Raw genomic sequence first — 24,748 nt, 5'->3', positions numbered from 1 at the left:
CGCCTGTCTTCGGTAAAATCTCATCCCGACAGGCCATTTACGCACGGCTGCCTTGCCGTCATCGACCCATCTATCCCCGGCGCGGACATGATAGATTGGTTTGTGGACAACGACATCATGTATGCGGACCTTTTGCTGCCGCTTGGCAACCGGGCCAACCCACCGGAAGGATGGACTGGCCCCGAGCCCTATACGAGGTACATGCTCGACGCGTTCGAACGCTGGTGGGCGCTGGACGGCGATGCACCGCATATCCGTTTCTTCGAAATGATGATCCGCGCGCATTTGGGATACAAACCCGAACTGGATGCCCTTGGTGGCGATCTTGGCGCGCTGTGCGTCGTGGAAACCAACGGTGCCATCGGCATTTCGGACGTTATCAGCGTGTGCGGCGGATACAGCGGCACCGATCTGATAAATGTCTGGGACACCGGCCTGGATGAGCATGTCGAAAAACTGGACGTCGATCTGGTTCAGAAACCCTGCGCCACTTGCACCTCTTGTCCCGAGTTTTCAGCCTGCAACGGAGGCTACCTGCCGCACCGCTGGGACGGGGCCGGTTTCGACAACACATCCCTGTACTGCGAAACACTGTTTGCCCTGTCAGCACGCATCAGGGAGGCAATTGCCTCTTCCCTGCCCGCCAGCATGATCAAAACCAAGGAGGTTGCCGCATGACATCCCCTGACTTCTCTGCGTTCGATTGCTTTGCCCGTGCGGACAGCGCCGGCCCCAACCCCCTATTCGGGCTGGTTGCCCAAGGTTACGCAAATTCTGTGATCTCCAAGGTAATCGAAGAGACAGGGCGCAATGGTCTGACCGCAGCGCTTCAGTGCTGGATGGGCCAATTGCAGCCTTTGACCACGACGTGGCAGGCAAGCGTGTCAAAGCTTGGCCGGCGTATCTTTGACGAAGGTCAAAGGCCCGATCCCGAGCGTGCGGGCAGGTTGCTGCTGGATCTAAGCAGCAGCTTGGACAGTGCGGATTATGTTTTTGAGCTAAGCAGCGGGCTACCGGTCGTTTATGACGGTCGCATACACACGGCGACGGAGCCGGTGCATTTGATGAAAGAGAACGATCGGGTCACCGTTCATGGCCTGGATGATGGCCTGGCACTGTCCATCGATGGCGCGATTGCAATGGTCGAAACGAAACAATCGGTGGATTCGCTGTGTAATGATGGTGAGCCAGCGGTGCCTCTGGACATGTCGAAGGTCGACAACTTTGGTTGGGCAGCCGAAGTGTCCGAAGGCATCAACCTGATGGCCACCGTCAACCCAAACTACGAAATCTGGGTACGGCGCCTTCTCAATACCTTGATCCTGACCGAGCGGCTTGAAAACCGCACGTGTTCAGGCAGTTGGTCCGACACATCAGGGACAGTCTACATGTCCCAACCCAATTCCCTGCTCGAGGTCGGAGAGGTCCTAATACACGAATGTGCCCATCAGCATTTTCACCTGGCCTGCCGGGTGTTCCCCATGAAAACCGATACCGAGAATGGTCGGTATTTCTCGCCCCCGGTTGGCCGCGACCGTCCGCTGGATATGATACTGATAGCTTATCACGCATTCGCGAATGTCCTCACATATTACGAATGCGCGTTCGACATGTCGCTCGGCGATCAGCTTTCTCACAATCGCTACAAGAGCTTCAGCCAAGAGGTGGCTGTCCTCGAAAGCTATCTCGACAACAACAAGGGCCTGTCTGAACTGGGGCGCACCATTTTCACGACATTGCGCCAAAGCAGACAGGAACGGATCAGCACCTTACCGGACATCGCTGCTGATGCTTAGGCGCCAACGCCTGCTCTGTGTCAGACTGGCGTAGCCGCCAGATGACATACGATGCGCGCCATGGTTGAAACTCAAGCCCATTTCATGCATCCAGAAGACAATTCTGAAATGCAATAAACGGCGGATAGACCGGGTTTTTCCAGCACCGTTCAATTCTGGCTCGGACGGATGCAACCGAATGCTGCGAACACCCATGCAACCCGCGCTTTGATTGGGTTCCGATGATCAAGACATGTGTTCTCGCGTGCGCGCTGCTCGTGCTGTCACTCGGTATGACTTTGCTCGGTGCTAGGGCTCATGCGCAAGGCGCTGTGTGCGGCGATGCGGATGATGGGTTGGCGCGGATCAATACGCTTACGTCCGAGGCGCAGGATCAGATGCGCCCGTTGATGGCCGAGTATTTTCTGGACCAAACCAGCACATTTGGCACTGACAACATCACCGCCCAAATGTTTCAGCCGGGCTTATGCAGCGGGATTTTTGACGCGCCCACGCCGCCCCAAACGCTGTGGTTGCGCTTTGTCGTGTTCAACCCGCACGCGCTGGACGAACGCCGCGTTCTTGGTTTCGTGGAATACATCCTGGACGAGGTCGTCCTGTTCGAACTGCACAACGGAGAACTCAAGGAACGCGCCCGGAATGGGCGCACCCTTCCGTCTCCGGCAAAGGCAGATACTGCGATCAAGGTCGGGTTTCCCATCATCGCGAAAGCGGGCCAAGACATGGAATTCTACCTGCGCATTCGCGGCACGTTTGCACCAACCGTAACGGCGATGCTCATGTCCCCAGGGTTCTTCGACGATTGGACCACGTTGGAATTCTCAATGTCCGGGCTGACGCTCGCCTATCTGAGTGTCATAGCGCTGGTCAGCCTGATTGTTTTTCGACACATCGCGGTGCGATTTTACAAGTATTACACGCTCTACATGCTGTGCCTGTTCATATTCACCTTCCTCTATGACGGATGGTTGACCAAGCTGTTCGGCGTGACCCTACCAGTGACATTGGCAGCGCCCGTGTTCCTGTTCTTTACCGGGTTGGGCAACTTCGCCAATGTTCAGTACTGCCGTATCCTGTTGAAGGCGGATGCCGCCCCTTGGGCGTGGCAGGTGTCGTTCAAATGCCTTTCCGGTGTGGTCATCTTGGTGACTGGTCTGGCTGTGCTTGATCCTTGGCGACTGACGATCGGGCTGCACTTGATCTATTTCGTCAGTCCCATGATCCTCCTGGCCTTTGCCATCCAACAGATCAGGGCAGGCCTCCCTCAGGCTTGGCCTGTATCGGCATCACTGCTAGCCCTCAGCGTCGGCCTTTTTGTCGCCTTCTACTCCTTTCTGTTTCCAGCAGGCATTCCGCAGGCGTCATTCGCCTACGAACTGATTGTCTTGCGCCCCCTCGCGCTGTCCTACTCCCTCGCAATAATGGGTGAAACGCTGTTCATGATGCTGGCCATTTCGACAATGGTGCGCGCGATGCAGACCGAACGGCAAGCCGCAGTTGTTGAACTGGCGGCACTGGAACACCAGTTCGAAACGATCAAGAAAGAGCAAAACGAAGTGCAAGAGGTGACTTCGGCCCGCCTTGAAGCCCTGGAAACTGCATTGGCCAATGATCCCAACAACCGGCAGCATCTGTCGGTCAAGCAACAGTTCCTTGAACGCGCAACGGAGAGCGTTTTGGATAACATCAGCGATCAGGATTTTGGCGTGATGGAACTGGCATCCGAGCTTGCCGTCAGTCACAAAACACTCGGTCGCAGGCTGAAGGAAGCCAACGGACATTCTCCCGCGTCATTCATCAGATCCGTCCGTCTGAGTTTCGCACGCAATCTCATTCTGCTGCACCGTTACAAAACGGTCTCAGAGGTGTCCGCCGCTGCCGGGTTCGCTAGTGTCAGTCACTTCTCGAAACTCTACCGAGAGGAGTTTGGAGAGACGCCAGGAAAATCAATAAGTCTGTTTCGAAGCATTCAGTGACCACGGATCGCCAATCAAGGCCTCCGTTGCGCTTACCCACGTGCTTCGCAAGTCCCGAATGCGCCTACGATGATGACACGAGCGCGGGTTCGATCAGCTGGGACAGCGCCATATCAAAGGCCTCGGCCACCGCTGACCAGGAAAACCGGTGTTGCAACGCATGGGCGCGCGCGTTGACCGACATGATCGCCAACTGAGCCGGATCACCAAGAAGACTGATCAGCGCTTCCGCAATGTCCGCGGGGCGGGACACGTACATCTCAGCGCTTTCATGCTCCATGTAGAACGTCTCTGCCGCCGGAAAGAGCGTGGCGGCACCCGCCCAGTTCTCGCGAAACGAACTGTGATCCGGCACAACCTGTGCAGCTCCGGTCGCGGCATGTTCAAACGTCCCCAAACCCCAACCTTCACCCATTGCCGTTGTCAGGCCAATGTCAGCCGCACGCATGAGCTCCACCAGCCGCTGAAACGGGAGTGTTTCGCCCATGGGATTCAAAACGTTCCAATAGACGTGATGCTCGATCCCAAGGGCACAAATCTGGGCTCCAAGGCGCCGTTCCTCGTATCGTGTCAGGCCGGGAAGATGCAGATACAGATTTGCAGGGTGCGAACACAGAGCGATGGCAAACCCTTCAAGCGTAAGATCAATGCGTTTTCGGGGATACAGCCGGTTTGCATTCAGGATCATCGGCAGATCAACAAGGTTTTGCCAATCAGAAAACAGCGCCTTCCGCACCATGCGTCTGTCGATCGGTGGCGGATAGCGCAGGGTGCGATCGGGCTCCAATCCATGCGGTATGGCAATGGTATCAATCGGCTGCGGCGCGGTCGCAACCAAATGCCTGCGGACAAAGTCGGTATAGGTGATACACAGATCGGCGGGCATCAGAGCGTCATGAATCCTGTCGCCGACCGGTCGCCCTTCAACGGCCATGTAGACGGCCAGCTTTGACCGCGGCGCGTGTTTGCGAAAACGCTGCAGCACATCCGGGTATTTCCACGGCTGATCCACAAGAAGGATAACGTCCGGGTCGGCCTGCCGCAGCGCATCCGCCAGATACGGGTCCACAGCGGGGTCGCTCAAAGACGGGTGCGCCCCGACCACAGATACAGCGTCGATGGACGGAGGTGCTGTGACGCGGTCATACTGAAACAGTGTAACAGACCACCGCGCACGCAGTTCCTCTGCCAGACGCATGGACACATGGCACAGACCTGTACCGCCGACGCCAAGACCGGCCACAAAAAGCCGCCGGTCCCTGGTCTTGTTATCTCGTATGGATACGGTCACGCAGCCCATCGATCCATGCGGCAGTCATGGTTGCTCCGACACATCTCAAGTCCAGTAGACAGATCTTTTCATATCGGCGTAGATCGAGAAATCCAGGCAAGCCCCCTTTACCGTGCCGTTCAGTATCATCTGATGGGCAAGATACTGTGGCGCCTGAAAGTAATCCGTCTTTTGGTTCGACCCGGAAACGGGATCAAGCCCGTCCTGCCCATTCTTGTCCTTCATCACATAGCTGCCACCGGGCAAATCCTCGAACACCATGCGTCGCGCATAGTGGGCCTGCTTGAAGTAGTCCGACGGGTTGTTGATGCCCGGCACGGGATTGGTCACGATGTCGTTGATGTAGGCCGGTGGATATGACGCACCGGCCTCGTTGCCCGCGACTTGCACCTCGACCGAGACGTTGTTGAAATCGACCGATTTGGGGGTGTTCTGACCACCAGTGTTGACGGGCGGGTAAATCATCCAGATCACCAATCGGTTCTTATCATCGGCAAGGCACATGGAATTCGTTATGATGCGTTCCGCTCGGGCGCGCGTCGCCGACGGTGTGTAGGCACCTACCCAGAATCCGCTGCTCGAATACTCCTGCAGGGCTTTGACATAGTCGAAGTCATAGGTTTTGCCCGATGATGCCGCATGAACTCCGCCCTGCAGCTGCATCCGCAGCATCGCATCGATGTTCTGAACGAATGGTATCTCCTGGCTTTTGACATAGTCCTGATAGGTGCGGCGCGCCTCCTGAGCCGCCGGATCATTGCCACTCTGGTGATACGCCTCAATGACCAGATACAGCGCCCGCTGCTGGGCATAGGCCGACGCGACATAGTACTGGAAATATGTTTCAAGCGCCGCGTAACAGGACATCTTGCCAGCCTTGATCAGCGGCTCGGTCATTTCGGACCAAAGCTGAAGAACGCCTTTGCTGCTGCTGTTGCCACCGCCGCCAACAAGCAAGGTATTCACTTCGGCAATCACCACTTTCGCACCTTGATTGGTGTCAAGGATCTCCTCGACCAGGTTGGTGACCTCTTGCTGGCTCGTGCTGTCCGGATTGGCGGCATAGGTTAGGAACGTTTTGTACTGTACATTCAGTCTCGAGATGTACTGCTGCAGATCGTTGTCGCGTATTTCCCAAGCAAGATAGAGCTGCTCTTGCTCTATCGCTCTCAACTCCTTCTGGATCATTTTCATGTCTTCAGCGAGCTGATCGGTCAATGCTTCGACAGCGGTCGCAATGCTGTCCAACTGATCGCCCAAATCCTTGATCGCGTCCGCCTGACTGGTGTCGGGCGTACCGAAAATCTCACCCAGAACCCAGCCAGCAGCGGACCCCCCGGCCTCCTTTGCGGCGCCCGAAACCAACCCCGTTACAACTGCGGTTCCAACGGCAGCAAGAATTCCAACCATCGTTCTATCCTCCAGAGAAATTGCTGTTTGAAGACCCACTCACTTGGCGGGATATCTTGGAGTACCCCGCCCCCGCCATTCAGCAACCTGGGATAGAAAGATTGTCTCGGATGCGCATGATTTTGTCCGATCAGGCGCATTCACAACGCGTCATGGCCTGTAGTTGCGCCAGCACATCCGCTCCATATCAAGCTCAGGCCGTCAGCAACGCATCCCTGCGGTCCCCATCAGAATCCGATGAAGTAATCCGCCAGCACCATGAACAGTGGAATGCTCAGAATGGCGACCGGTGTGCCAAGGCCGGTGGATGCCCCGACATAGGCAGACGGGTTCGCTTCGGGCAATGCGCCACGCATGGTCGGCGGACCAGAGATGTCAGAACTCGACGCTGCCATGATCGACAACAACACCACACCGCCCGCCGAAAACCCGGTCAGGTGGTGCGCGATCAGCCCCGCACCAAACCCCAGCGCACCATGCACAAGCGGTGCCGTCAGCCCATAGAACAGATAGGCATGTGCCACCCCCTTCAGCTCGGACAGCCGTGACCACGCCTCGATCCCCATGATCAGCATCAGCACGGACAACAACCCCCGGAACAGCGGCTCGTAAAAGCTGGCATAGACACTCTCGGGCCGTGCAAACAGGCCCAGCGCCAATCCAAGGATCAGTGCCGAGATGGCGGGCGACCGCAATGTGTCCAACAATATCCCCTTGATCAGGCCTTGCTCGATCGCCGGGCCTCCGGTGCCGCCAACACCGCCCATCGTCATTGTACCATTGCCTTGCACGTTCGCGGCTTTCCGTGCCGCCGCCATTCGTGCCAGCACGATCGCTGTCACCAGTGCCGCGACGTCCATGAAAGGGTAAAGCGCACCGATAAATCCTTCATATGCGATGCCCTCGTCATCCAGCACCGCCATGCCCGCCGCGAGCGTCGAGGCTGAGACGGCCCCGAACAGACCAACTGTGGCTGTCGCATCCAGCTGCGACACGCCCCGCCAACGGGCCAGCGTCGCGCGCCCCAGAACAACAATGGCAATCCCGATCCCCGCAGCAAGCAGTGCGGGCACCGCCAGCGCAACAAAGTCAGCCTCACGCACCGAGATGCCCGCGCCAATCCCCACCTTGAGCAGCAGCAGGATCACAATGAATTTGTAGATGGGTTCCGGCACTTCGAATTTGCTGCCAAGGGCCGCGAGCATCATCCCTCCGATCAGAAAGGCGAGTGTCGGCTTCTGCATCTGGGTTAGGATGGTCAGAACAATGTCGGTGATGATGTCCATGGCGGGCCCCGCTTGCTTTGCTCCGGATGAGATAGGCCAACCCAAATTAGATAAAAAATATAACTATTGCCAATAATCGTTCTATATTATGAATGTATGGAGACGCTGAATTACCACCATCTACGCTATTTCCGCGCTGTCGCCCACGAGGGCAACTTGACCCGCGCCGCGGACAAGTTGAACCTGTCTCAGTCCGCTTTATCCACGCAGATCAAGGCGTTGGAGGCGCGGTTGGGTCACGACCTGTTTGACCGTGTGGGACGGCAGTTGAAACTGACCGAGGTTGGACGCATCGCCCTTGACCACGCTGACCGCATCTTTGGCACCGGGCAGGAATTGATGGAAACGTTGAACCGCAGCGCTGACCACGCCCCACCTCTGCGCGTCGGCGCGCTGTCGACCCTGTCGCGCAACTTCCAGATCCAGTTTCTGCGTCCCATTCTGGATCACCCCGAAGTCGATATTGTCCTGAAGTCCGGTCAAAACACCCCCCTGCTGCGCTCGCTCGCTGAACTGGCATTGGATGTTGTGCTGACCACGGATGCACCCACAAGCGCCGCTGGCTCCGATTTCATCGCCCATCGCCTCGCCGGGCATCCCGTCAGCCTGCATGGCACGCCCAACCGAATGGGGCATAAGTCACTGACGACACTTCTTGAATCGGAACCGGTTGTCGTACCGACGGAGAGCGCGATCCGCACCGGTTTCAACCGCCTGACCGCACGGCTCGGGGTCCAGCCCCGCATCATCGCCGATGTGGACGACATGGCGATGGTCCGCTTGCTTGCCCGTGAAGGGGTTGGCCTCGCCCTCGCCCCCGAGATCGTGTTGGCCGACGAAATTGCCTCCGGGCAATTGGTGACTGCCCCCTTCGACACTGGCATCACTGACACGTTCTATGCCGTCACCACGCAGCGCAGCTTTCCACACCCGATGCTTGACGTGTTGCTTCCCGATTGAGGTGGTGTTGTGCAGCACGGCACAGGCCCGCCCCTTGCGGCCCCCGCGCAACGCCATAGGTTGCGATAATGAACCAACAGAAAGGCTCTTCGCGCATGAGCGATCCGACCTACACGCCCCCTGCCAAATGGACATGGGACGCCGAAAGCGGCGGCCAGTTTGCATCCATCAACCGCCCCATCGCTGGTCCCACCCAAGACAAGGACCTGCCCGTCGGCAAGCACCCATTCCAGCTGTACTCCTTGGCGACGCCCAACGGGGTCAAGGTCACCATGCTGTTCGAAGAGCTGCTGGCGGCGGGTGTCACGGATGCCGAATACGATGCGTGGCTGATCAACATCGGTGACGGCGACCAATTCGGATCGGGCTTTGTGGATGCAAACCCCAACTCCAAGATCCCAGCGCTGATCGACCGCTCAGGCGACACGGAACTGCGGGTGTTCGAAAGCGGGTCGATCCTGATCCACCTCGCGGAAAAGTTTGGCAAGTTCCTCCCCGCCTCCGGTCCCGCGCGGACCGAGACATTGAACTGGCTGATGTGGCAGATGGGCTCTGCCCCGTTCCTCGGGGGTGGGTTCGGTCACTTCTATGCCTACGCGCCCGAGAAATATGAATACCCCATCAACCGCTACGCGATGGAGAGCAAGCGGCAGTTGGACGTGCTGGACCGCGAGCTGGCGAACAAACCGTTCGTCGCGGGCGACGAATATACGATTGCCGACATGGCGATCTGGCCCTGGTACGGGCAGCTTTGCCTCGGGCGGCTCTACTCCGCGGCGGAGTTCCTGGATGTCGAGAGCTACACCAACGTTCTGGCCTGGGCCAAGACCATCGACGCACGGCCCGCGACCCTGCGGGGACGGATGGTGAACCGGGCGTTTGGCGAACCGGAATTGCAGCTGCATGAACGCCATGATGCATCAGATTTTGACACCCAGACGCAGGACAAAATCGGGCCTAAGGACGACTGAACCCGGATCTGTCCCCGCGGGGACAAGGCGTGCGATGAGGATACCGAATATCAAGCGGTGTCTAAAATGGACGCCGAAACAAGGCGCTGCCGCACCGCGCGGTGTGGTAGCGCATTTTAACCACTTTGATCGCACACTCGTGCCCGACGGGGCGCCGTCGCTTGCCGGGGGCGTAGGTCAGGCTAGTTCACTGGGATCATACCTGATCCGGAGACTTGACCCATGCGCCTTGCTGCCCTTGCCCTTTTGATCGCCCTCCCCTCTGCTGCCATGGCTGATCTGACTGTCAGTTTCCGTGACGGCGCGCCCAAGGATCGCTTTACGATCAGCTATGACGGGGCCTGTGCATTGGACCAATTGGACGTGCAGATCGACCTTGGGGCAGCGCCTGCCGGGCTGATCTTTGACACCACGAGCGCAGGAGCCGGGGTTGAAGTGTTCCAGCCGCTGGAATGGGTATCCGGCACAGCGCGCACCTCTCAGGTCACGGATGGGGATACTGTTCTGTCCATGTCACTGGATGGGGTGGAACCGGGGGCAAGCTGGGCCTTTACTGCGGATATCGACGACACGACCAGCGCCCGCCAGATCACGGTGGATGGGTCAGAGATGGCCGGAGCCATGCTGCGCGCAGGCGGGCAGGCGGCGGTCTTTGACGCCTCCGGAGCGGCCACGGTCAAATTGCAAAACTGCCTGTCGTAAGGCGGAGGTGTCCTCTGCCCCGTGCGACGGCGCAATCAGCCTTGGGTGAAAAGTGTTGCGTAGCGCCGGTTGTCCTGTCCTTGCACCACGTTGCGGTTCATTTCGTCATGCAAGCGACTACGTCATGATGAAGAGCTATCGGGCAGCTGGCATTTGATCTTTTTGATACCGCAAGGCACTGAATAGCCTGCTCTCACTTGTTTTGATGTGAGGCGCGAAAATCGCGCGGTGCCTGGCCGGTCTTGGCCTCAAATGCGCGGGTAAAGGCGCTGCGTGAGGCGAACCCAACCAGATCTGCAACGCGCTTAACCGGCAAATCGGTTTGTCGGAGCAACTGGCCCGCGCGATTCATGCGCAAGTCGCGGAGCAATTCCATTGGCCCTGATCCATAGGCACCGGCAAAGCGCTTGGCGAACGCCGCCCTGCTCATACGAACATGTCCGGCCAAGCTTTCAACGGTGTGATTGTTGCCTGGAGCGTCCAGCATCACCTTGAGCGCGCTCCAGATGGATGGATCGGCCAGCGCCGCCATCCATCTGAACGAGCTTTCATCCTTGGCCAACCGCTTGCGCAACATCTCGATCATACATTGCATCAAAAGCGCACGGATCATTGCACGGCTTCCCAGTCGAGGGGATGAGATTTCGGTCAGCAAGGCCTGCAAGGTCGGGCGTACCTCACTGGGCGAGGGCACGTCTTCGATCATTGGCTCGCGAATGAGGTCAATAATGTCCGCAACTCCGCGCAACCCGACGGTAACGCGGGCGCAAAGAGCCGTGAGTTGGCCCGTGTCCGCTTGGTCCGTGCCAGCTAGCAGGCTGGCCAACTTCAAATCAGCCGGATTGCATTCTGGCACCGGATCATTGATCTCGCCAAAACTGCGCAAGGCATGGCTTTGCAAAGCCGGTACAAAAACAAGCATTCCGCGCGACACCTGGATTGGCTCATGGTCGCGCAAGCTGATTTCACCTTCACCTGACAAGATATAGTGCAAGGTAGCAGAGGCATCGCGCCCCAACCCAAGGTCGCAGGCCCCGCGCAGTTCACATAACGCAAACGGATCCGTAGCGATGTCCAGCTCATCGAAGATGTGGTCATACTTCATGCGGCGTCAGTATCCGGAAACCAGACGAAAAGGCACCTAAAAGTCCCCTCGGGCACGTATTCAAGACGCAAAGGCACAGTCCGTTTCATAGCTATGAAACATCGAAGCGAAACGGAAGGAATGACCCAATGTGCAACTGCAATGATCCTGATCACAAACACGATCGCACCAACATCACGCGACGGGCGGCTCTTCGGGGTGGTGTTGCCGCGACAGCCACTGCGGCGTCTGTGGCGGTCGGAGCGCATTCCGCGAGCGCGCAGCAGGCCAATCCCTATGCCGATCCAGCCGAACCCGCCCTGCCCCCTTCCAATATGAAACTTGATCTGTCGCGCGCAGCGCTTGTTGTGACGGACCCGCAAGTCGACTTCCTGCACCCCAAGGGTGTGACATGGGGTGTCATTGGTGCCAGCGTGACAGAGCACAACACGGTGGAAAATATCGAAACGCTGTTCAAGGCCGCAAAGGCCGCCGATATCACCACAGCTGTTTCGCCGCACTACTACTATCCGACGGATCACGGTTGGAAATTCGAGGGTGCGCTGGAAAAACTGATGCACAAGATCGGCATGTTCGACCGCAAAGGCCCGCTGAACCTGGATGGCTTCGAAGGATCTGGCGCCGATTGGATGCCGCAGTACAAGAAGTATATCGAGGACGGCAAAACCATCGTTACGTCGCCCCACAAGGTCTATGGCAACGACACCAACGACCTGTCACTGCAATTGCGGAAACAGGGCGTGGATCAGGTCATCCTTGCCGGGATGTCGGCCAACCTTTGCACCGAAAGCCACATGCGTGAGTTGCTTGAAGACGGGTTCGAGGTTGCTGTTGTGCGCGACGCAACTGCGGCCGCGATGTTGCCAGAGGGCGACGGTTACCTCGCCGCCCTGATCAACTTCCGTTACATGGCCAATGCCGTCTGGAGCACGGAAGAAGCTGTCGCACAAATCAGGGCTGCGACATAATCACCGCCCCCAATGTGCATCCGCCCCGCTTGAGCGGGGCGGGCATCACGACCATATTAAAGTTAGCGACACAGCCGGTGGCATCCCCAAGGAGTAAGAGAACATGAAGAAGATTGACGTCGACGCTGATCTGAAACGTTCGAAATTCTTGATCAAAGCCATGCTTCTGCAAGTGGTTCTGGTCCTTGTGGCCATGTTCATCTACTGGGCCTATTTGAAGCTCTGATATCGGGCTCAGATCAAAGTTTCTGTGCAATGGGCGCCTAGTCGCCCTCGGCTTCGGAAGGCAGAAGTGTCATGCGCCCTATCGCCGCCCCACCTGGCGGCAGATCAGGATCACGGGCAAGAGGCCCACGGCCACGATGACGAGGCTGGGCACCGCTGCGCCGTTCAGCCGTTCGTCAGACGCAAGCCGGTATGCCTGCACCGCCAGCGTGTCGTAGTTGAACGGGCGCATGATCAGGGTGGCCGGAAGCTCTTTCATCACATCCACGAAGACGATCAGCAGGGCTGTCAGCAGGCTGGGCGTGAGGATCGGCAGGTGCACGCGACGCAGGGTGGCAAAGGGGCCTTTGCCAAGCGACCGGCTGGCGGCATCCATGTTGGCGTGCACGAGCGCCTGTCCGCCTTCATAAGCGCCCAGCGCGGCCGCGAGGAACCGGACCATGTAGGCAAAGACCAGGAGCCAGATCGACCCGGTGATCAGCAACCCGGTCGAGATGTCGAAGGTCGCCCGCATCCAGGCATCAAGCGCGTTGTCGAAGGCGGCGAAGGGCACCAGCAGGCCAACCGCGATGACACCTCCGGGCACGGCGTAGCCAAGCCGCGCGATATAGGCTGCTGTTGTCGAGGACCGGCCCGGGCGGCTGCGCATGTAGTATCCAACTGCTATGGCCGCCCCGAGCGTCAGGACCGCGGCGGTGGAAGCCAGGACAAGCGAGTTGCGGATGAAGCCGAGATACCGTGTGCTGGTCAGCACCTGCTCGGACCCGAGCCCCATGTTGAACAGGGCGATGATGGGAAAGAGCGCGCCGAAAAGCACCGGGATGCCGCAGAGCGTGATGGCGGCCCCAGCCGACCACCCCGTCAGCTTGAGCGGCGGGTGGTGCCGTTGTCCGCGGCTGGGATCGTGGTACTTTGCCTGCCCCCGTTGCATCCGTTCGAGGATCGCCAGTAGCAGCGCGAAGGACAGGAGGCACAGCGCCAGTTGCGCGGCTCCGGCCCGGTCGCCCAAAGAGAACCAGCTGGTGTAGATGCCGGTGGCAAAGGTCTGCACGCCGAAATAGGCGACGGTGCCGAAATCGGCGATCGTCTCCATCACCGCCAGAAGGACACCCGCGGCGATGGCCGGGCGCGCAAGTGGCAGGCTGACCCGAAAGAAGGCCACCAGCGGGCGGGATCCGAGCGCACGCGCCGCCATGAAGGTCGACCCGCTTTGTTGCAGGAAGGCCGCGCGGCTGAGCAGGTAGACGTAAGGATAGAGCACAAGCACAAGCATGGCCGCCGCCCCGCCCAGAGAACGGATTTCGGGGAACCAGTAGTCGCGTGGTCCCCAGCCCGTTACGTCACGCAAGGTTGTCTGCACGATCCCTGGGTGATCGAGGATATGGGTGTAGGCATAGGCCAGCACGTAAGCCGGAAAGGCGAGAGGCAATACCAGCGCAATTTCGAACAGGCGCGCACCGGGAAAGCGGGTCATCGTGACCAGCCACGCCGCACCCACACCGATGGCGAAGGTTCCGGTGGACACGAGGACTACCAAAAGGATCGTATTGCCCGTGTAGCGCCACAACACTGTCGAGAGCAGATGCGTCAGCGTATCCGTTCCGCCCGTCAGCGCAGCAAGAGCCACCGCAAGCATGGGCAGAAGGCAGATCAGCGCGACGGTCCAACCCATGATGGACAGCGCACGGGGTGCGGCACCTTTTGGTGCGTCGGACTGGAAGAATGAGGTCAGCGCCACGTGATACCCTGCATCTGCGATTGTCGGGTTATCTTACGTTTTCTATCGGGTTTCCAGCCCTTTGGCGTGCCCGCCTTGGAGCAAGGCGCCCCGAAACATGCGCAACATCTGATATGCTCAGGGCACACCAAGCAGGAGAGACGCGTTATGTCATACATTGATGGCTTCATGGCCCCCGTGCGTACAGAAGACCGCGACACCTATGTTGCGTGGCTCAAGGACCAGCACGCCCTATTCAAGGAATACGGCGCCGATGTCATTGTCGACGCCTGGGAGGACAATGTGCCCGAGGGTGAAGTCACCTCAATGCACAAGGCTGTCGCCGTGAAGGAAGGGGAAAAGGTGTGCCTTGGCTGGATCATTTGGCCCGACAAGGACACGCGGGATGCGGCCTGGGCCAAGGTCATGGATGACCCGCGCATGTCGCCCGACCAGAACCCAATGCCCTTTGACGGGCAGCGCATGATCTTTGGCGGCTTCGCGCCCGTGCTGATAACGGACTAGTCGTAGCTGCGCTGATCCTCGATCACGAGGCCGTCCTTGGGCAAGGTGTTCGGGGCGTGCACCTCGATTGTGCCTTTGAGCTTGAGGGTGTCGATCACGGATTGTGAATAGGTTGCCTGATCTCCGCCCGGGCTTTCCAGCTGGACTGTCATTGCGTCCTGTTCGCCGTCGCGCCGCGCGATAACGCGGGCGCGGGTGACCTCGGGGTGCTTGGCCACCAATGCCGCTACCTGTTCGGGGCGGACGAACATACCCTTGATCTTTGTTGTCTGATCGGCGCGGCCCATCCAGCCCTTGATCCGCATATTGGTCCGGCCACATGGGCTGTGTCCGGGCAGCATGGCACTCATGTCGCCAGTGGCAAAGCGGATCAGCGGGTAGTCAGGATTGAGCGAGGTCACGATGACTTCGCCGACCTCACCTTCGGGCACCGGGTCACCTGTACCGGGAGTGACGATTTCGACAACGACCCCTTCGTCCACGATCATCCCTTCGAGGGCCGAGGATTCATAAGCGATGTTGCCCAGATCCGCTGTGGCGTAGGATTGCATGCAGGTGATGCCACGATCTTTGTAGTGCTCGCGCAGCGACGGGAAGAGCGCACCGCCACCCACAGCTGCCTTCGTAATCCCAAGCGTCACACCCATCTCGTCCGCCTTGTCGAGGATGATTTTCAGGTAGTCTGGCGTCCCTGCGTAAGCCGTGGTGCCTACGTCTCGCGCAGCTGTCACTTGGAGTTCGGTCTGCCCTGTACCAGCAGGCAACACCTTGGCCCCTACGGCACGTGCACCGTTTTCAAAGATCATACCCGCAGGCGTCAGATGGTAGCCAAAGCAGTTCTGCACCACGTCGCCCGGACCAAAGCCTGCCGCGTGCAGGAACCGGCCCATGCGCCACCAGTCATGACTGATGCCGCCCGGTTCGTAGATCGGGCCGGGGGATTGGAAGATATGGGCGACATTGGACACCGGCAGTCCACCAAAGGGCGGCTTTTCCGCCTGCCACTTCGCCAGTTCGGATTTGCGCAGAACCGGCAAGTGGGCGAGGTCGTCGAGGTATTTGAGCTTGCCGATATCAGGCAGGCAGTTGCCAGCCGCCTCGGCCACGCGGGCCAGCTGAGCGTTCACCGCCTCAAGCTGGGCCGTATGCCGCGCGTCGGTCGAGCGTGTTTCCAGATCGTCGTAATACACTTTGTCCAGCATCTCTTTCATACCGCTCTGATCTGTTGCGGACCTTTGACATCGAGGCGTTCGATCTCGCCCCGCACTTCCAGTTCCAGTTTCACGGTCACTACGTGCCAGCCGAGTTTGCCGAGGTCAGCGAGGGTCTGGTCATCCAGTCGCGCCTGCACCGCCGCGTTGAGGTCCTTGTAAAGGATCGGGCCACCGTCCAAGGCCCCGAGGATCGCGCCGCGCACCGCGTCGAACTTCCACGCCGGGATGTTCGTGACCCCATCGCGCCCTTCGGCGGGGGTGCGGCAGGCGACCTTGTCCATCTCAGTTGGCCAGAACGGTCAGCGGTTCGCCCTTGCGCACCACGTGGGTAGTGATGGCCACCATGGGTTCGTCGCCCACATTGGTCAGACCGCCATGCACCTGTCCCTCTGGGAAGTAGAGCGGCGTGCCGATGGCGAATTCGACAATGTTCCCGTTGGGCGCTTCAGCCCGGGCGGCTGTCATCACGATGGCATGTTCGTCACCGGGATGGGTGTGCAGCGGGATGGTCGCGCCGACGGGCACAGTCAGTCGTGTCACGACAACTTCCATCGTGTCGGACCCCGGCACATCGGCGCGACGGAGTTCCTCGCGCTGGATGTCCTGCGCCCAGGCGGCACCTGCCATCAGCAGCGCCACTGCAGACAGAATGACGTGTTTCATCGCAACTCTCCCTTAGCTCAGCCACCGCTTGCGGCGGCGATACGACCGCACGTCGCGGAAGGATTTGCGCCCTTCATCCGACATGCCGAGATAGAATTCTTTGACGTCCGGGTTTTCGCGCAGTTCGGCGGCAGGGCCGTCCATCACGACACGACCGGATTCGAGGATGTAGCCATAATGCGCAAAACGCAGGGCCACATTTGTGTTCTGCTCGGCCAGAAGGAAGGTCACGCCTTCATTCTCGTTCACAGACTTCACAATCCCGAAAATCTGTTCGACCAACTGCGGCGCCAGCCCCATCGACGGCTCGTCCAGCAGGATCGTCTCGGGCTTGGACATCAGTGCCCGGCCAATCGCGGTCATCTGCTGCTCACCACCAGAGGTGTAGCCCGCCTGGCTTTTTCGGCGCTCACGTAGCCGCGGGAAGTAATTGTAAACCATCTCAAGATCAGCAGCGACGGCGCCCTTGCCGTCGGTCCGGGTATAGGCACCGGTCAGCAGGTTTTCCTCAACGGTGAGGTGCTCAAAACAGTGGCGGCCCTCCATCACCTGTACGACACCGCGCTTGACCAGATCGGCGGGGTCCTTCTCGGCCGTGTTTTCGCCGTGATAGTGAATCGACCCCTTGGTCACTTCACCGCGTTCAGACGCCAGCAGGCCCGAAATGGCTTTCAAAGTGGTGGTCTTGCCTGCGCCATTGCCGCCCAGCAAAGCGGTGATGCCGCCCTTGGGCACCTTGAGGCTGACGCCTTTCAACACGAGGATCACGTGGTTGTAGATCACCTCGATATTGTTAACCTCTAGAACGGTCTCGGTCTGTGCCTGGGCATCCAGCATGGGCCACCTGTCCTGTCAAAATACTCATGGGTCCCAGCGGCGACAGATGCCGCCGCCGGGTCACAGGCTTAGCAGCCCGCTTCGATGTTGTTCTCGCTGGCATAGGATGCGCTGTCCTCGTCGATCAGCGGCTGGATCACATCCATGTCCGTGGCCGAAAACTCGGAGATCAGCGACCATGTGCCCGCCGATGCATCCCACTGGGTCATGCCGATCAGGCCGGGACCACCGTGGTTTGCGCAGGACACGTTGAAGGATGGACCAAAGCCGGGCAGACCCAATTCGGTCATCTTGGTCTCGGTGATTTCCAGCGCTTCCATGCCGTCACGCATCATCGCAGGCGTGATCTCGGCCTCACCATGGATGTCCTGCGCGGTTTTGGCAGCCTCAGCCGCCAGCATCGCGGCATAGAGGCCACGGTTGTAGAGCACCGTGCCGATCTGATCGCCTGCACCAGCCGCCTTACCCGCATCCACAACATATTTCTGGATGTCGTCAAAGACGGGGAAGTCACTGCCCACACCGTGGAATGTCAGCGCCTTGTAGCCGTTGGCCGCGTCACCTGCTGGCAGCACGTCGTTTTCAGATCCGGACCACCAGATGCCAATGAAGTTTTCCATTGGATACCGGATGTTGGCCGCTTCCTGGATCGCCACTTGGTTCATCACGCCCCAGCCATACATGATGACATTGTCGGGACGCTCACGCCGGATTTGCAGCCACTGCGACTTTTGCTCCTGACCGGGGTGATCGACGGCCACCAGCATCAGCTCAAAGCCGTGCTTTTCCGACAGCTCTTCGAGCGTGCGGATCGGTTCCTTGCCATAGGCGGAGTTGTGGTAGACCAGCGCGATTTTCTTGCCCGCGATGTCACCCTGGCTCATCAGGTAGTTGATCGCACCCGAGGCGCCATTCCAGTAGTTGGCTGGGTAGTTGAAGGTGTGGCTGAACACTTGGCCGTTGGCAGCTGATGTCCGGCCATAGCCCATGGTGTGCATGGGGATGCCATCAGCGGTGGTCTTGGGGATCAGCTGATAGGTGATGCCGGTCGACAGCGGTTGATAGACAAGGCTGCCTTCGCCCTTGGTCGACTCGTAGCATTCCACACCCTTTTCGGTGTTGTAGCCCGTCTCGCATTCCAGCACGCGGGCGGCCACGCCACCGATGCCGCCGTCACGTTCGTTCAGCAGCGTGAAGTAATCCGCATAACCATCGGCAAAGGGGATACCCCCCGCCGCGTATGGGCCGGTCCGGTAGCTGAGCGACGGGAACACGAGATCCGCCATCACCGGGCTTGCCGCCATCATGGCTGCGACGGCGTAGGAGCCTAGTTTGTATTTCATCGGTAATTCCTCCCTAATTGGTTGTCCGATGCGAGCCCTGAGGCCCATCCGTAGGGCGGGGTTCACCCCGCCATTCTTGGTGGCCCCCCGTCAGTGCGGGAAGGGCCACAATCTCAATTTCTCCTTGGCCACGCGCCACAGCTGCGCCAGCCCGTGTGGTTCCAGGATCAGGAACATGATGATCAGCCCGCCCACGATCACAAGCTGGAAGTGGGCCACGATGTCTGTCGGCCAGCCCATCAGGTCCACACCCACGATCTTGAGGACCACCGGCAGCACGACAAGAAATGCGGCCCCGGCAAAAGAGCCAAAGATCGACCCAAGGCCACCGATGATGATCATGAACAGCACGAGGAAAGACTTGGTAATGCCGAACACCTCACCCACCTCGACCGCGCCAAGGTAGACCGCAAAGAACAACGCGCCCGACACACCGACGAAAAAGGACGACACGGCAAACGCCGTCAGCTTGGCCCGCAGTGGGTTCACCCCGATGATCTCGGCTGCGATATCCATATCGCGGATCGCCATCCATTCGCGCCCGATCGATCCGCGCGTCAGGTTACGCGCCAGGATCGCGGCGCCCACGGTGAAGACAAGGCAGAACAGGTAGGTCGCCCATGCTTCGGTATTGGGGCCGGTGACTTCGATGCCGAACACGGTACGCTCGGGCGCGTTGATCTGCCCCGAGGCCGAGTAGTTGTAGAACCACGACACCTTGTTGAAGAGCCAGACAAGGAAGAACTGCGCCGCCAATGTCGCCACAGCCAGATAGAACCCCTTGATCCGCAAACTTGGCAAGCCAAAGGCCGTCCCGACGAGAGCCGTAATGCCCCCCGCAAGGATCACGTGGAAAAAGATGTTCACATCCGGGAACGCGGTCATCAGTTTGTAGCAGGCATACGCCCCCACAGCCATGAACCCCCCTGTGCCAAGCGACACCTGCCCGCAATATCCCGTCAGAATGTTCAGCCCAATGGCCGCGATCGCGTAAATCAAAAAGGGCAGAAAGATCGAATTGACCAGATAATCCGTCATCACGAAGGGCATGACCAACACGGCCACGGCCAGCACAAAGTAGTAGCGATAGCGATCGAACTTGATCGGGAAGGTCTGGCTATCCTGCGGATATGTCGTCGAAAAATCGCCCGCCTCACGATAGAACATCAGATGCGTCCTCCCATTGCGCGCATGGTGAACGCGGCTTTAACCACCCTGTTGGGTTTCTGTGTTTTGCCACATTTCGCCCCCGGTCCCATGGCATTCTGAGCGTGGGAAAATGGAGTGGGATCTATGACCGCGATACTTGACGACATCCGTCGTCTGGATGCCGCGCATGCGCGGGGTGAAATTAATGCCGTCGATCTGGCGGCGGAAAAGGCAAAACTGTTCGAGTCCGTACCAGACGCGGATGAGGTTGCTGTCCATACAAGCGCAGGTGCCGCACGACGCCGGCCGCCTGTGGCACGACTTGGACCAACGCTGCTGCTTTGCATCTTGGTGCTGACATTATGTGCAGGGTCTACATTGCTGCTGACCGGCGACCTCATGCTGGCGATGACATTGTCCATCACGGTGCTGGCCGCGGTGACGGTGACATTGTTCAGGCAGTTGGATGGGTGAGGATGAAAGTACATCAGTAAATCAACCCTCTGATCTCTTCAAACTTGTCGTTGTATGTGAAGTTGATCATTCGAAAGCTTGACCCGACTATCTGTCCTGAAATGGTCCAATACAGGACCGTGCCATCACCCTCCGTCATGAAGACTTCGGAAATGAAGTGATCACTTTGCCGGGCGCGTTTAATAGTTGTGCATCCCGTGAAGCCATCAGGTGCGAGCGCCTCGAGGCCCCCCGCAAGTTGTTGTTTGGCAGTGTCCGAGATTTCGAAATCGAGCATTGCCAATTTGTACTTCCCTTCGACAATGTAGTCCTTGAACTGCTCAAGGCCGCGCGCCGGTTCTGGCACTTTGATCGGCGTGCATTTTGCCGATGCTGAAGCAGCGAATACAGCGATCACGGCTGCAACAGCAAAAGGTCGCGCGAACCTAAACCCGCTCAATGATCTTCTCCCCAAACAGGCCCTGTGGGCGGAACACGAGGAAGATCAGGGCAAGCACGTAAGCAAACCAGTTCTCGGTTGCGTTCATGGTGAAGCCAAACAGTGCGCCCGCCAGATCGCCCGAGGACATGAAGAACTCGAACAGCTTCTCGCCCACACCGATGATCAGACCGCCCACGATGGCGCCGGGGATGGATGTGAACCCGCCCAGCATCAACACCGGCAGGGCCTTCAATGCGATCAGCGACAGTGAAAACTGCACACCCGATTTCGCACCCCACATGATGCCCGCAACCAGCGCGACAAAGCCCGCAACTGACCACACCAAAATCCAGATGTAGTTCAGCGACACACCTACGGACAAAGCCGCCTGGTGATCATCCGCGACGGCCCGCATCGCGCGCCCCTGTTTGGTGTATTGTGAAAAGATCACCAACGCCGTCACAAGCAGGATCGCGATGATCGTCGCGGTGATATCCAGATTGTCGATAAAGAACCCGTAGCCGAACAGGTTGAATGTCGCCTCATCGATGGCAAGGTTGATGCCTTGCGGCAGGCACGTCCCCTCGGCCAGACATACATCCAGCTTCTTGATCTCGGACCCCCACATGAGGTCCGCGACGCCTTCAAGCAGATAGGCAAGACCGATGGTCGCCATGAACAGGATGATCGGTTCCTGCCCCACCAAATGCTTGAAGATGAAGCGCTGCACCATCCAGGCCAGCAAGATCATCACCACAACCGTCAGCAGAATGGCGACAACCGAATGCACATGCCATCCGAAGTGGTGAATCTTGGTTCCGAAGATCGCGTTGATCAGGTGCGCGAATGGCACCTGCCCGTTCTGGATACCCACCAAGGTCATCGCGGCAAACAGCGCCATGACCCCTTGGGCAAAATTGAAGATACCAGACGCCTTGAAGATCAGCACGAACCCAAGCGCCACAAGGGCATAGAGCACCCCGGCCATCAGACCGTTGAGGAACACCTCGCTGGCATAGATCAGTTGGTCGGACATCAGCGGCACTCCCCCGGATATTTTTCGAAGGCGTGCGAACCAACATGGCCCACTGTCACCATCATCATTGCGTAGTTTTTTCTTTGGCCACGCTCCAAGCGCATCCAAATAGTTATGTCGTCTCCGTCACGGTATTTTACGGACCCGACTAGACTTCCGCGGTTCTGCAGACCGAGTTCGGTTGGAACCAAAGCAAATTCCTGCCAACCTTTGGCTTCGAGCTCATCGACTTTTGCACACCAGACATCAATCACTTGGGAAACTGCGGCATCCAATGTGAACACTGTGCATGTGGGCCTACCCGGTCCATAGTCAGTCTGAAGCACCCACGTGGCTTCGGGGTTCGCAAAGTAACTACCCTTCGAGGCGAGGCGGGGACGTTCAGTCAGGAGTGATTTCAGTTCGGCGCCTTTGACCGATAGCAAACCACTAATGTCGGGCTCCCAATGTGATGCGGTTGGTGTGACGCATCTATCGAAAAATGATTGGATCATGCCGCTGGGCCCATCTGTTGCAGCTTCGCCTCGGACAGAAATGGCCATAAACATCATCAAACAAGTGACGTGCAAAAGCAGCCGTGAAGAGAACAACCACCTCATTTCAACGCCACCCCCATCAAGTCAGCCGTATGATCACGAAGCGGCTGGTAGCTCACTCGCAGACGCGTCAGCCCTTCGAATGTCAGGTTCCAGTTCAGAGTGATCTCGGTCACGCGCCCATCGCGGCGCGGGGCGGCAAGAAATGCCGCGGCAAAAGCACGATCCATGGTCACTCGGCTTACGGGTTCAAAGGCGGTTGTCGACACGAACCGCGCACCGGCCCCGCCCCGCCATTCGTTGAACGCCATCAGCAGATCGGAATAGCTGATCCCGTGGCTGATGATCTCGCAGGCGGGTTCGTCATACATGAACACCACAAGCGTGTTGGGCAGGTCCGTTTCCTGATAGCCCAACGCATAGGAATTCAGTGTACTTTCAAAGTACCGGCGGAAGGTACGCGGGATCGGCATGATATCACGCGGCGACAGGCTGGCCGGGTCCTCAAGATAGGGCATGCAACGCGTTTCGATCACGTTGCACAGGCCCGCCATCTCAGGCTGAGCCGGATCACAGATCGCTGGTTCCCCTGCCAGCGCAGGGCCGGCCCAGAGGGCAGCGCATATGGCCAGCGACCTAACTCTCAAGGTCTGTCTCCACCACTTGATAGTGCAGGCCCTCGGGCCGAATCTCGGCCATCAGGTGCAACTGGGGTTCGATCCATTGGTTACTGACATAGCGCCCGGGCTCTGGCAGATAGCGCCCGCTGATCTTATTGGCCTCTGCCCAAGACACGAAAGCAGGTTCGAAATCCGTGTTGCCGAGCTTGTACACAGAACAGGTGCGTTCACCGGCAGCGGGCGCGGCATCCAGCACCAAAAGATAACCATCGTCGGTCGGGCCATATGCACGCAGGCTTTCGTGCATGCCGTCCACGGGCTGCACGGCAAGGCCATCAACAACTGGTTCCGTCAAATGTTCATAGGGATCAAGACAGCGCGCTTCGAACATATCCCATGCCGATCCGGCCCAGAGGGGCCCGGACACGAATGTTCCGACAAGCGCCAGCGCCTTAATCATGTGACACCCCAAGATAGGCGTCGATCACATCCTGGTTGTTGCGCACATCGTCTGGCGTGCCGTCGCCGATCTTTTTGCCATAATCCATCACGACCACCCGGTCGGACAGGTCCATGACAACACCCATGTCGTGTTCGATCAGGGCGATTGTGGTGCCAAACTCGTCATTCACGTCAAGGATGAAGCGGCTCATGTCCTCTTTCTCTTCCACGTTCATGCCAGCCATCGGTTCATCCAGCAGCAACAGCGACGGCTCAGCCGCCAGCGCTCGCGCCAGTTCCACGCGCTTCTTGAGGCCATAGGGCAGGCGTGCCACTGGCGTCTTGCGGATGGCTTGGATCTCAAGAAAATCGATAATCTTTTCAGCCACTTCGCGGTTGGCTGTCTCTTCGGCTTCGGCCTTGCCCTTCCAGATCGCCTGCCCCCAAAGACCGGTTTTCATATGGGTCAGCCGCCCGGTCATGACATTGTCCAGAACGGTCATGCCCTCGAACAGGGCGATGTTCTGGAATGTGCGCGCAATCCCCTGACGCGCCACTTCAAAAGGTTTCATCTGGGGTCGCGGCGCGCCCTTGTAAAACACCTGCCCCTCTTGCGGGATATAGAAGCCCGAGATGACATTCAGCATCGACGACTTGCCTGCGCCGTTAGGTCCGATGATGGCCCGGATCTCGCCTTCGCGGATATCGAAAGAGATATCCTTGATCGCCTCGACTCCGCCAAAACGCAGGGTGATGTTCTTCATCTCCATGACCACGCCACCGATCTTGCGGCCATCGGCGGTGGTGTAGCCTTCGGTCTGATCAAGCATGCGTCACCTCCATCGCCCGCCGTATTGGGGGCATGTTAACCAATCTATGCGTAAGCTCAGGACACATTTCGGAGGGTTCCCAATGTTTGATGCACTTGAACGCCGCTACCTGCTGAAACTCGCATTCGATTGCCGCCGAAAGGGGCTGAGTGCGGCAGAAACGAGAAAAACCATGCGCCGGAACATCGGACATTTCACTGGCGACAACCGACTTTCCTGCGCAGTCCGGCACGTGTTTAAAGACTAAGCTCA

28 protein-coding genes are annotated in these 24,748 nt (G+C 58.6%); 11 read left to right on the top strand and 17 right to left on the bottom strand.

The window, feature by feature from the left end; genetic code table 11:
- The first annotated feature begins 87 nt into the window (after window positions 1-87).
- From Q1A51_RS20205 to Q1A51_RS20195, 3 genes are all read left to right on the top strand, one after another.
- Window positions 88-678: a hypothetical protein gene (locus Q1A51_RS20205; protein WP_299601707.1), complete on the top strand. Its 591-nt coding sequence runs from the start codon at window positions 88-90 to the stop codon at window positions 676-678.
- On the top strand, window positions 675-1,796 hold the full coding sequence (locus Q1A51_RS20200) for an HEXXH motif-containing putative peptide modification protein (RefSeq protein WP_299601704.1): 1,122 nt from the start codon (window positions 675-677) through the stop codon (window positions 1,794-1,796). Before Q1A51_RS20205 ends, Q1A51_RS20200 begins: the two co-directional genes overlap by 4 nt.
- A gap of 221 nt (window positions 1,797-2,017) precedes the next feature.
- Window positions 2,018-3,772 (top strand): helix-turn-helix domain-containing protein, encoded by a 1,755-nt coding sequence (locus Q1A51_RS20195; protein ID WP_299601701.1) that lies wholly within the window; start codon window positions 2,018-2,020, stop codon window positions 3,770-3,772.
- Between the two features lie 64 nt (window positions 3,773-3,836).
- Here Q1A51_RS20195 and Q1A51_RS20190 read toward each other — a convergent pair whose 3' ends face one another.
- From Q1A51_RS20190 to Q1A51_RS20180, 3 genes are all read right to left on the bottom strand, one after another.
- Window positions 3,837-5,063: a glycosyltransferase family 4 protein gene (locus Q1A51_RS20190; protein ID WP_299601698.1), complete on the bottom strand. Its 1,227-nt coding sequence runs from the start codon at window positions 5,061-5,063 to the stop codon at window positions 3,837-3,839.
- 45 nt (window positions 5,064-5,108) lie between these two features.
- Window positions 5,109-6,473: a hypothetical protein gene (locus Q1A51_RS20185; RefSeq protein ID WP_299601695.1), complete on the bottom strand. Its 1,365-nt coding sequence runs from the start codon at window positions 6,471-6,473 to the stop codon at window positions 5,109-5,111.
- 227 nt (window positions 6,474-6,700) lie between these two features.
- Window positions 6,701-7,759, bottom strand: a complete 1,059-nt coding sequence (locus Q1A51_RS20180) for a sodium-dependent bicarbonate transport family permease (RefSeq protein WP_299601692.1) — start codon at window positions 7,757-7,759, stop codon at window positions 6,701-6,703.
- A 96-nt stretch (window positions 7,760-7,855) separates the two neighbouring features.
- Here Q1A51_RS20180 and Q1A51_RS20175 point away from each other — a divergent pair, with 96 nt between their 5' ends.
- The 3 genes from Q1A51_RS20175 to Q1A51_RS20165 all read left to right on the top strand — a co-directional run bounded on the left by Q1A51_RS20175 (window position 7,856) and on the right by Q1A51_RS20165 (window position 10,392).
- Window positions 7,856-8,719, top strand: coding sequence for a LysR family transcriptional regulator (locus Q1A51_RS20175; protein WP_299601689.1), 864 nt, complete (start codon window positions 7,856-7,858; stop codon window positions 8,717-8,719).
- 95 nt (window positions 8,720-8,814) lie between these two features.
- Window positions 8,815-9,690, top strand: coding sequence for a glutathione-dependent disulfide-bond oxidoreductase (gene yghU / locus Q1A51_RS20170; RefSeq protein WP_299601687.1), 876 nt, complete (start codon window positions 8,815-8,817; stop codon window positions 9,688-9,690).
- A gap of 222 nt (window positions 9,691-9,912) precedes the next feature.
- The gene (locus tag Q1A51_RS20165) at window positions 9,913-10,392 is read left to right on the top strand and encodes an aggregation factor core (RefSeq protein WP_299601685.1); all 480 of its coding nucleotides are present in this window, start codon (window positions 9,913-9,915) and stop codon (window positions 10,390-10,392) included.
- 193 nt (window positions 10,393-10,585) lie between these two features.
- Here the strand turns inward: Q1A51_RS20165 and Q1A51_RS20160 are convergent, their stop codons facing one another.
- Window positions 10,586-11,497: an AraC family transcriptional regulator gene (locus tag Q1A51_RS20160; RefSeq protein WP_299601682.1), complete on the bottom strand. Its 912-nt coding sequence runs from the start codon at window positions 11,495-11,497 to the stop codon at window positions 10,586-10,588.
- Window positions 11,498-11,625: 128 nt separating this feature from the next.
- On the opposite strand from Q1A51_RS20160, the gene Q1A51_RS20155 reads away from it, so the two are divergent.
- Both Q1A51_RS20155 and Q1A51_RS20150 read left to right on the top strand, forming a co-directional pair.
- Window positions 11,626-12,465 carry a cysteine hydrolase gene (locus tag Q1A51_RS20155; protein WP_299601679.1) on the top strand — a complete coding sequence of 280 codons (840 nt, stop codon included), beginning with the start codon at window positions 11,626-11,628 and terminating at the stop codon, window positions 12,463-12,465.
- Window positions 12,466-12,568: 103 nt separating this feature from the next.
- Window positions 12,569-12,691 carry a hypothetical protein gene (locus tag Q1A51_RS20150; protein ID WP_299203782.1) on the top strand — a complete coding sequence of 41 codons (123 nt, stop codon included), beginning with the start codon at window positions 12,569-12,571 and terminating at the stop codon, window positions 12,689-12,691.
- 78 nt (window positions 12,692-12,769) lie between these two features.
- Here the strand turns inward: Q1A51_RS20150 and Q1A51_RS20145 are convergent, their stop codons facing one another.
- On the bottom strand, window positions 12,770-14,371 hold the full coding sequence (locus tag Q1A51_RS20145) for an iron ABC transporter permease (RefSeq protein ID WP_299602796.1): 1,602 nt from the start codon (window positions 14,369-14,371) through the stop codon (window positions 12,770-12,772).
- A gap of 204 nt (window positions 14,372-14,575) precedes the next feature.
- Between Q1A51_RS20145 and Q1A51_RS20140 the strand changes: the two genes are divergently transcribed.
- On the top strand, window positions 14,576-14,932 hold the full coding sequence (locus Q1A51_RS20140; RefSeq protein ID WP_299601676.1) for a DUF1428 domain-containing protein: 357 nt from the start codon (window positions 14,576-14,578) through the stop codon (window positions 14,930-14,932).
- Here the strand turns inward: Q1A51_RS20140 and Q1A51_RS20135 are convergent.
- The 6 genes from Q1A51_RS20135 to Q1A51_RS20110 form a co-directional block, all read right to left on the bottom strand.
- On the bottom strand, window positions 14,929-16,143 hold the full coding sequence (locus Q1A51_RS20135) for a phenylacetate--CoA ligase family protein (RefSeq protein WP_299601674.1): 1,215 nt from the start codon (window positions 16,141-16,143) through the stop codon (window positions 14,929-14,931). The genes Q1A51_RS20140 and Q1A51_RS20135 overlap by 4 nt on opposite strands.
- Window positions 16,140-16,427, bottom strand: a complete 288-nt coding sequence (locus Q1A51_RS20130; protein ID WP_299601671.1) for a hypothetical protein — start codon at window positions 16,425-16,427, stop codon at window positions 16,140-16,142. The genes Q1A51_RS20135 and Q1A51_RS20130 overlap by 4 nt, the downstream gene beginning before the upstream one ends.
- A gap of 1 nt (window position 16,428) precedes the next feature.
- Complete coding sequence (locus Q1A51_RS20125; protein WP_299601669.1) at window positions 16,429-16,809, bottom strand: hypothetical protein; 381 nt, start codon at window positions 16,807-16,809, stop codon at window positions 16,429-16,431.
- A 12-nt stretch (window positions 16,810-16,821) separates the two neighbouring features.
- Window positions 16,822-17,646 (bottom strand): ABC transporter ATP-binding protein, encoded by an 825-nt coding sequence (locus tag Q1A51_RS20120; protein WP_299203797.1) that lies wholly within the window; start codon window positions 17,644-17,646, stop codon window positions 16,822-16,824.
- 68 nt (window positions 17,647-17,714) lie between these two features.
- A complete protein-coding gene (locus Q1A51_RS20115) occupies window positions 17,715-18,989 on the bottom strand; it encodes an ABC transporter substrate-binding protein (RefSeq protein WP_299601667.1) in 1,275 nt (424 codons plus the stop codon).
- 90 nt (window positions 18,990-19,079) lie between these two features.
- Window positions 19,080-20,156: a branched-chain amino acid ABC transporter permease gene (locus Q1A51_RS20110; RefSeq protein ID WP_299203803.1), complete on the bottom strand. Its 1,077-nt coding sequence runs from the start codon at window positions 20,154-20,156 to the stop codon at window positions 19,080-19,082.
- A 126-nt stretch (window positions 20,157-20,282) separates the two neighbouring features.
- Here Q1A51_RS20110 and Q1A51_RS20105 point away from each other — a divergent pair, with 126 nt between their 5' ends.
- Window positions 20,283-20,612, top strand: a complete 330-nt coding sequence (locus tag Q1A51_RS20105) for an SHOCT domain-containing protein (protein ID WP_299601664.1) — start codon at window positions 20,283-20,285, stop codon at window positions 20,610-20,612.
- 13 nt (window positions 20,613-20,625) lie between these two features.
- Here the strand turns inward: Q1A51_RS20105 and Q1A51_RS20100 are convergent, their stop codons facing one another.
- The 6 genes from Q1A51_RS20100 to Q1A51_RS20075 all read right to left on the bottom strand — a co-directional run bounded on the left by Q1A51_RS20100 (window position 20,626) and on the right by Q1A51_RS20075 (window position 24,496).
- Window positions 20,626-20,958, bottom strand: a complete 333-nt coding sequence (locus Q1A51_RS20100; RefSeq protein WP_299601661.1) for a hypothetical protein — start codon at window positions 20,956-20,958, stop codon at window positions 20,626-20,628.
- A gap of 79 nt (window positions 20,959-21,037) precedes the next feature.
- Window positions 21,038-22,069: a branched-chain amino acid ABC transporter permease gene (locus tag Q1A51_RS20095; protein ID WP_299203812.1), complete on the bottom strand. Its 1,032-nt coding sequence runs from the start codon at window positions 22,067-22,069 to the stop codon at window positions 21,038-21,040.
- Entirely contained in the window at window positions 22,069-22,611 is a 543-nt protein-coding gene (locus Q1A51_RS20090) for a hypothetical protein (protein ID WP_299601657.1), read from the bottom strand. Before Q1A51_RS20090 ends, Q1A51_RS20095 begins: the two co-directional genes overlap by 1 nt.
- A 53-nt stretch (window positions 22,612-22,664) precedes the next feature.
- Window positions 22,665-23,123: a hypothetical protein gene (locus Q1A51_RS20085; RefSeq protein ID WP_299601654.1), complete on the bottom strand. Its 459-nt coding sequence runs from the start codon at window positions 23,121-23,123 to the stop codon at window positions 22,665-22,667.
- 118 nt (window positions 23,124-23,241) lie between these two features.
- Window positions 23,242-23,685, bottom strand: a complete 444-nt coding sequence (locus Q1A51_RS20080) for a hypothetical protein (protein WP_299601651.1) — start codon at window positions 23,683-23,685, stop codon at window positions 23,242-23,244.
- Complete coding sequence (locus Q1A51_RS20075; RefSeq protein ID WP_299203824.1) at window positions 23,678-24,496, bottom strand: ABC transporter ATP-binding protein; 819 nt, start codon at window positions 24,494-24,496, stop codon at window positions 23,678-23,680. Before Q1A51_RS20075 ends, Q1A51_RS20080 begins: the two co-directional genes overlap by 8 nt.
- An 82-nt stretch (window positions 24,497-24,578) precedes the next feature.
- On the opposite strand from Q1A51_RS20075, the gene Q1A51_RS20070 reads away from it, so the two are divergent.
- Entirely contained in the window at window positions 24,579-24,743 is a 165-nt protein-coding gene (locus tag Q1A51_RS20070) for a hypothetical protein (protein WP_299203827.1), read from the top strand.
- Window positions 24,744-24,748 lie beyond the last annotated feature (5 nt).

It is taken from the genome of uncultured Tateyamaria sp. (assembly GCF_947496075.1).
Classification (GTDB): domain Bacteria; phylum Pseudomonadota; class Alphaproteobacteria; order Rhodobacterales; family Rhodobacteraceae; genus Tateyamaria.
Note: the sequence above shows the minus strand (reverse complement) of the source record. Positions and strands in the feature narration are given on the sequence as shown.

What these genes read in the sequence shown, in the direction of transcription:
- Q1A51_RS20155 (WP_299601679.1), top strand. Translation starts at nt 11,626, where the DNA reads ATGTGCAACTGCAATGATCCTGATCACAAACACGATCGCACCAACATC.
- Q1A51_RS20105 (WP_299601664.1), top strand. Translation starts at nt 20,283, where the DNA reads ATGACCGCGATACTTGACGACATCCGTCGTCTGGATGCCGCGCATGCG.
- Q1A51_RS20085 (WP_299601654.1), bottom strand. Translation starts at nt 23,123, where the DNA reads ATGCCCTATCTTGAGGACCCGGCCAGCCTGTCGCCGCGTGATATCATG.
- Q1A51_RS20200 (WP_299601704.1), top strand. Translation starts at nt 675, where the DNA reads ATGACATCCCCTGACTTCTCTGCGTTCGATTGCTTTGCCCGTGCGGAC.
- Q1A51_RS20175 (WP_299601689.1), top strand. Translation starts at nt 7,856, where the DNA reads ATGGAGACGCTGAATTACCACCATCTACGCTATTTCCGCGCTGTCGCC.
- Q1A51_RS20195 (WP_299601701.1), top strand. Translation starts at nt 2,018, where the DNA reads ATGATCAAGACATGTGTTCTCGCGTGCGCGCTGCTCGTGCTGTCACTC.
- Q1A51_RS20110 (WP_299203803.1), bottom strand. Translation starts at nt 20,156, where the DNA reads ATGTTCTATCGTGAGGCGGGCGATTTTTCGACGACATATCCGCAGGAT.
- Q1A51_RS20130 (WP_299601671.1), bottom strand. Translation starts at nt 16,427, where the DNA reads ATGGACAAGGTCGCCTGCCGCACCCCCGCCGAAGGGCGCGATGGGGTC.
- Q1A51_RS20090 (WP_299601657.1), bottom strand. Translation starts at nt 22,611, where the DNA reads ATGGCCATTTCTGTCCGAGGCGAAGCTGCAACAGATGGGCCCAGCGGC.
- Q1A51_RS20165 (WP_299601685.1), top strand. Translation starts at nt 9,913, where the DNA reads ATGCGCCTTGCTGCCCTTGCCCTTTTGATCGCCCTCCCCTCTGCTGCC.
- Q1A51_RS20115 (WP_299601667.1), bottom strand. Translation starts at nt 18,989, where the DNA reads ATGAAATACAAACTAGGCTCCTACGCCGTCGCAGCCATGATGGCGGCA.
- Q1A51_RS20205 (WP_299601707.1), top strand. Translation starts at nt 88, where the DNA reads ATGATAGATTGGTTTGTGGACAACGACATCATGTATGCGGACCTTTTG.
- Q1A51_RS20080 (WP_299601651.1), bottom strand. Translation starts at nt 23,685, where the DNA reads ATGATTAAGGCGCTGGCGCTTGTCGGAACATTCGTGTCCGGGCCCCTC.
- yghU (WP_299601687.1), top strand. Translation starts at nt 8,815, where the DNA reads ATGAGCGATCCGACCTACACGCCCCCTGCCAAATGGACATGGGACGCC.
- Q1A51_RS20120 (WP_299203797.1), bottom strand. Translation starts at nt 17,646, where the DNA reads ATGCTGGATGCCCAGGCACAGACCGAGACCGTTCTAGAGGTTAACAAT.
- Q1A51_RS20135 (WP_299601674.1), bottom strand. Translation starts at nt 16,143, where the DNA reads ATGAAAGAGATGCTGGACAAAGTGTATTACGACGATCTGGAAACACGC.
- Q1A51_RS20095 (WP_299203812.1), bottom strand. Translation starts at nt 22,069, where the DNA reads ATGTCCGACCAACTGATCTATGCCAGCGAGGTGTTCCTCAACGGTCTG.
- Q1A51_RS20070 (WP_299203827.1), top strand. Translation starts at nt 24,579, where the DNA reads ATGTTTGATGCACTTGAACGCCGCTACCTGCTGAAACTCGCATTCGAT.
- Q1A51_RS20180 (WP_299601692.1), bottom strand. Translation starts at nt 7,759, where the DNA reads ATGGACATCATCACCGACATTGTTCTGACCATCCTAACCCAGATGCAG.
- Q1A51_RS20140 (WP_299601676.1), top strand. Translation starts at nt 14,576, where the DNA reads ATGTCATACATTGATGGCTTCATGGCCCCCGTGCGTACAGAAGACCGC.
- Q1A51_RS20185 (WP_299601695.1), bottom strand. Translation starts at nt 6,473, where the DNA reads ATGGTTGGAATTCTTGCTGCCGTTGGAACCGCAGTTGTAACGGGGTTG.
- Q1A51_RS20075 (WP_299203824.1), bottom strand. Translation starts at nt 24,496, where the DNA reads ATGCTTGATCAGACCGAAGGCTACACCACCGCCGATGGCCGCAAGATC.
- Q1A51_RS20160 (WP_299601682.1), bottom strand. Translation starts at nt 11,497, where the DNA reads ATGAAGTATGACCACATCTTCGATGAGCTGGACATCGCTACGGATCCG.
- Q1A51_RS20125 (WP_299601669.1), bottom strand. Translation starts at nt 16,809, where the DNA reads ATGAAACACGTCATTCTGTCTGCAGTGGCGCTGCTGATGGCAGGTGCC.
- Q1A51_RS20150 (WP_299203782.1), top strand. Translation starts at nt 12,569, where the DNA reads ATGAAGAAGATTGACGTCGACGCTGATCTGAAACGTTCGAAATTCTTG.